General features: G+C 59.1%; 4 protein-coding genes. All 4 read left to right on the top strand.

Going from position 1 to position 3,517, the window contains the following annotated elements:
* Nucleotides 1-101: 101 nt before the first annotated feature.
* On the top strand, nucleotides 102-812 hold the full coding sequence (locus tag V3W31_04505; GenBank protein MEE9614201.1) for a Crp/Fnr family transcriptional regulator: 711 nt from the start codon (nucleotides 102-104) through the stop codon (nucleotides 810-812).
* A gap of 13 nt (nucleotides 813-825) precedes the next feature.
* Nucleotides 826-2,241, top strand: coding sequence for an ATP-binding protein (locus V3W31_04510; GenBank protein ID MEE9614202.1), 1,416 nt, complete (start codon nucleotides 826-828; stop codon nucleotides 2,239-2,241).
* A gap of 43 nt (nucleotides 2,242-2,284) precedes the next feature.
* Entirely contained in the window at nucleotides 2,285-3,313 is a 1,029-nt protein-coding gene (locus tag V3W31_04515; protein MEE9614203.1) for a 6-phosphofructokinase, read from the top strand.
* Nucleotides 3,314-3,319: 6 nt separating this feature from the next.
* The coding region (locus V3W31_04520) for a hypothetical protein (protein MEE9614204.1) at nucleotides 3,320-3,517 on the top strand (198 nt) is incomplete at its 3' end.

Raw genomic sequence — 3,517 nt, forward strand, 5'->3', positions numbered from 1 at the left:
GCCGGCGGGGTGAGCCTCGCCATAGTGCCGTACCGCGCGGACTTCCCGTTCGCCGAACTCGGAAAGGGCTACGGCCTTGCGTCCGCTAACTGAGGGTGATCATGCCGCATAAGGCTTCCACCTGCGCGATCTGCAGGTGCCGTATAAGGGAGACGGCGCTTTTCTCCGAACTCTCGGAAAAGCAGCTCCAGCCCTTCAAGGACGCGGTCGCCGTCTCCTCCCATAAGAAGAAGGAGGCCGTCTTTACCGAGGGGGAGGAGTGCACGGGTCTTCATATAATCTGCACGGGAAGGGTAAAGCTCTTAAGGTCGTCGAGGAGAGGCAGGCAGCAGATAATAAAGATACTCCAGCCCGGAGACATGCTGGGGATGGAGATATTCTATGATGGCAGGTGCTACGTCAATACCGCGGTGGCCATGGACGATACGGACCTGTGTTTCATAGAGAGGGATGCCTTTTTCCGGATAGTCCGGAAGGAGAGCGGTGTATCGGGGAAGCTCGTCGTCGCGCTCGGCAGGGAGTTGAAGCACGCCTACGACCGTATAGGCGACATGGGCCTCATGAGCGCCAGGGAGAAGCTGGCCCAACTCCTCTCGACGCTGGCCGGCGAGTACGGGATCGCGCATGACGGCGGCATAAAGCTCAACCTTACGCTCTCTCGCCTTGAGATAGCCGAACTGCTGGGCATAACTCAGGAGACCTCCATAAGGCTCTTGAAGAGCTTTAAGAAAGAAGAGATCATAGATATAAAGAGGAAGGAGATACTCATAAGGGCCCCCGAAAAACTGAGGCAAATTGGGGGAGGGGAGTAGGGACCCGGCAGATATGACGCTTTCCATTCGTAAAAGGCTTACCCTCTGGTACGTGACACTCCTCACCGTAAGCCTGCTGGCTTTCGGCATGAGCTTTTTTTATGCCCTCTCCAAGGTCTTCCTGGACCGCACCGACAGAGAGATAAGCTCGGTGGCGGGGATGCTGAGCCATACCATCATCCAGCCGCCGGGGGTACTGAGGCCGCCGAGGAACTTCGATATCATCCTCGACAGGTTCTTCGGTGTCCGGATAGCGGGCAAGCACATCCAGGTGTTCGACCCCGAGGGCAAGGTCGTGGCCAGGTCCTCGAACCTCGAGGGGATAACCCTCCCATTATCCCGGGAGGCATACGAGGGCGCCCGTGACGGGAGGGCCACCTACGAGGACGTCAAGATACCGGGGGTATACCCCATACGGACCATAACCAGACCGATAGTCCTCAAAAATATGGGGATTGTGGCCGTAGTGCAGGTCGGCTCGTCCATGGAGGGCATGCAGGTCATATTCCATTACATGCTGTACTTCTTCGGCCTCGGCATAGTGGTGTCCGTGGTTGTTGCCAGCTGGGTGGGCGGGTTCCTGGCCAAGAAGGCCTTGAAGCCGGTGGAGGACATTACCACCATGGCCCGCAGGATAGGGGTCGAAAACCTGAACGAAAGGCTTGAGATAGAGGTGCCGCATGACGAGATAGGCAGGCTAGCCGAGACCCTGAACGATATGATAGCGAGGCTCGAGAGGTCGTTCGATCAGATCAAGCAGTTCACCGCCGACGCCTCGCACGAGTTGAAGACGCCGCTGACGGTCCTTAAGGGGGAAGTGGAGGTGGCACTCAGGTCCGGAGGCTCCACCGAGGAGCTAAGGCAGACACTCGTCTCCAACCTCGAGGAGATAGACAGGATGAGCCATATAGTAAAGAACCTCCTCCTCCTGGCACGGGCGGACGTGGAGGTCGGCGGCGCTCCGCCGATGGAGGCGAAGCTCGATAACGTCCTCGGCGAGAGTTTTGAGCACTTCAGGAGACTTGCCCTCGACAAGGGGGTGGAGCTCGAGATTACGAAGAACGACTCCTCGACCGTTATGGGGGACAGCGTCAGGCTGAGCCAGCTCATCTATAACCTGATCGACAACGCCGTAAAGTATACCCCGTCGGGCGGGCGGGTGGCGCTCTCCCTTACCAGTGAAGACGGCTCGGCCCTGCTTACGGTCAGCGACACCGGGGTGGGGATCGACGGTGAGGACCTCCCGTATATATTCGACCGTTTTTACAGGGTCGACAAGGCGAGGACCGGCGGGGCCGGCAGTTTCGGCCTGGGGCTCAGCATATGCAGGGAGATAGTCGCCTCCTACGGCGGCGAGATAGACGTGTCGAGCGAGCCGGGTAAGGGCACGGTCTTTACCGTGCGTCTTCCGCTTGCAAAGGGACGGTAGTACGCTATAAACTATAGCATTAACGATAGAGGAGGTCCGTGCCATGAAAGTAGGAGTGCTTACCGGGGGTGGAGACTGTCCGGGGCTTAACGCGGTCATAAGGGCCGTGGTTAAGAAGGGGACCACGCTGGGCTACGAGTTTACGGGGATAAAGGACGGCTGGAAGGGGCTCGTGGAGTCTTCGGTCGTACCACTTAACACCGACGCCATATCCGGGCTCCTGCCGCGCGGCGGGACAATACTCGGCGCTTCGAGGACGAACCCGTATAAGTCCGAAGGGGACAAGCGGAAGGTCCTCGATAATATAGAGAAGCTCGGGATCGACGCGATCGTATGCATAGGGGGGGACGATACCCTCGGGGTCGCCGCGAAGCTCCACAAGGAAGGGGTTAAGGTCGTGGGCGTCCCCAAGACCATCGATAACGACCTCTCGGGCACGGACTTTACCTTCGGTTTCGACACGGCGGTCGCCATAGTCACCTGGGCGCTCGACAGGCTCCACTCCACGACCGAGGCCCACCACAGGGCGATGGTCGTCGAGGTAATGGGCAGGCACACCGGATGGATCGCGGTCTACGGGGGACTGGCCGGAGGGGCGGACATCATACTCATACCGGAAAAACCCTTTGACCTGGATGAGGTATGCGAGGTCGTAAGGAAGAGGAAGGAAGGCGGCAAGAACTTTAGCATCATAGTCGCCGCCGAAGGGGCCCACCCGAAGGAGTCGGGCAGCATGATAACGAAGGACAAGGAGCTCGACGCCTTCGGGCACGTAAAGCTCGGCGGGGTGGGGGAGTTCCTGGCAAAAGAGGTCGAGAAGAGGACCGGGTTCGAGACGCGCCACGTGGTGCTCGGGCACCTCCAGAGGGGGGGCACCCCGACGGCCTACGACAGGATACTCGCCACGCGCTTCGGCGTTAAGGCGGCGGAACTCATAGAAGAGGGGAAGTTCGGCAGGATGGCCGCGCTCCAGGGCAACTCCATCACCGACGTATCACTCGAGGAGGCGGTGGGAAAGACGAAGACCGTCGATATGGAGATATACAAGATAGCCGAAGTGTTCTTCGGGTAAGGGGCCATGCTGGAGATTACGGACGCCAACTACCACTGGGTGCTCGCGGCATTCCTCATCTTTGTCGTCGCGACGAGCATACCCGCCGGCTACCTGAGGGGCCGATACCCGAAGTTCTCAAGGCCCTGGGCGAGGTGCCTGTATATCCCGATAGTAATAAACATCATTATACGGAGGGTAGTCGGGCTTTCCTTCGCCACGGTG

The organism is Thermodesulfobacteriota bacterium (genome assembly GCA_036482575.1).
Lineage (GTDB): Bacteria > Desulfobacterota > GWC2-55-46 > GWC2-55-46 > JAUVFY01 > JAZGJJ01.

Coding starts and splice junctions, on each gene's coding strand:
- V3W31_04515 (MEE9614203.1), top strand. CDS start 2,285: ATGAAAGTAGGAGTGCTTACCGGGGGTGGAGACTGTCCGGGGCTTAAC.
- V3W31_04505 (MEE9614201.1), top strand. CDS start 102: ATGCCGCATAAGGCTTCCACCTGCGCGATCTGCAGGTGCCGTATAAGG.
- V3W31_04510 (MEE9614202.1), top strand. CDS start 826: ATGACGCTTTCCATTCGTAAAAGGCTTACCCTCTGGTACGTGACACTC.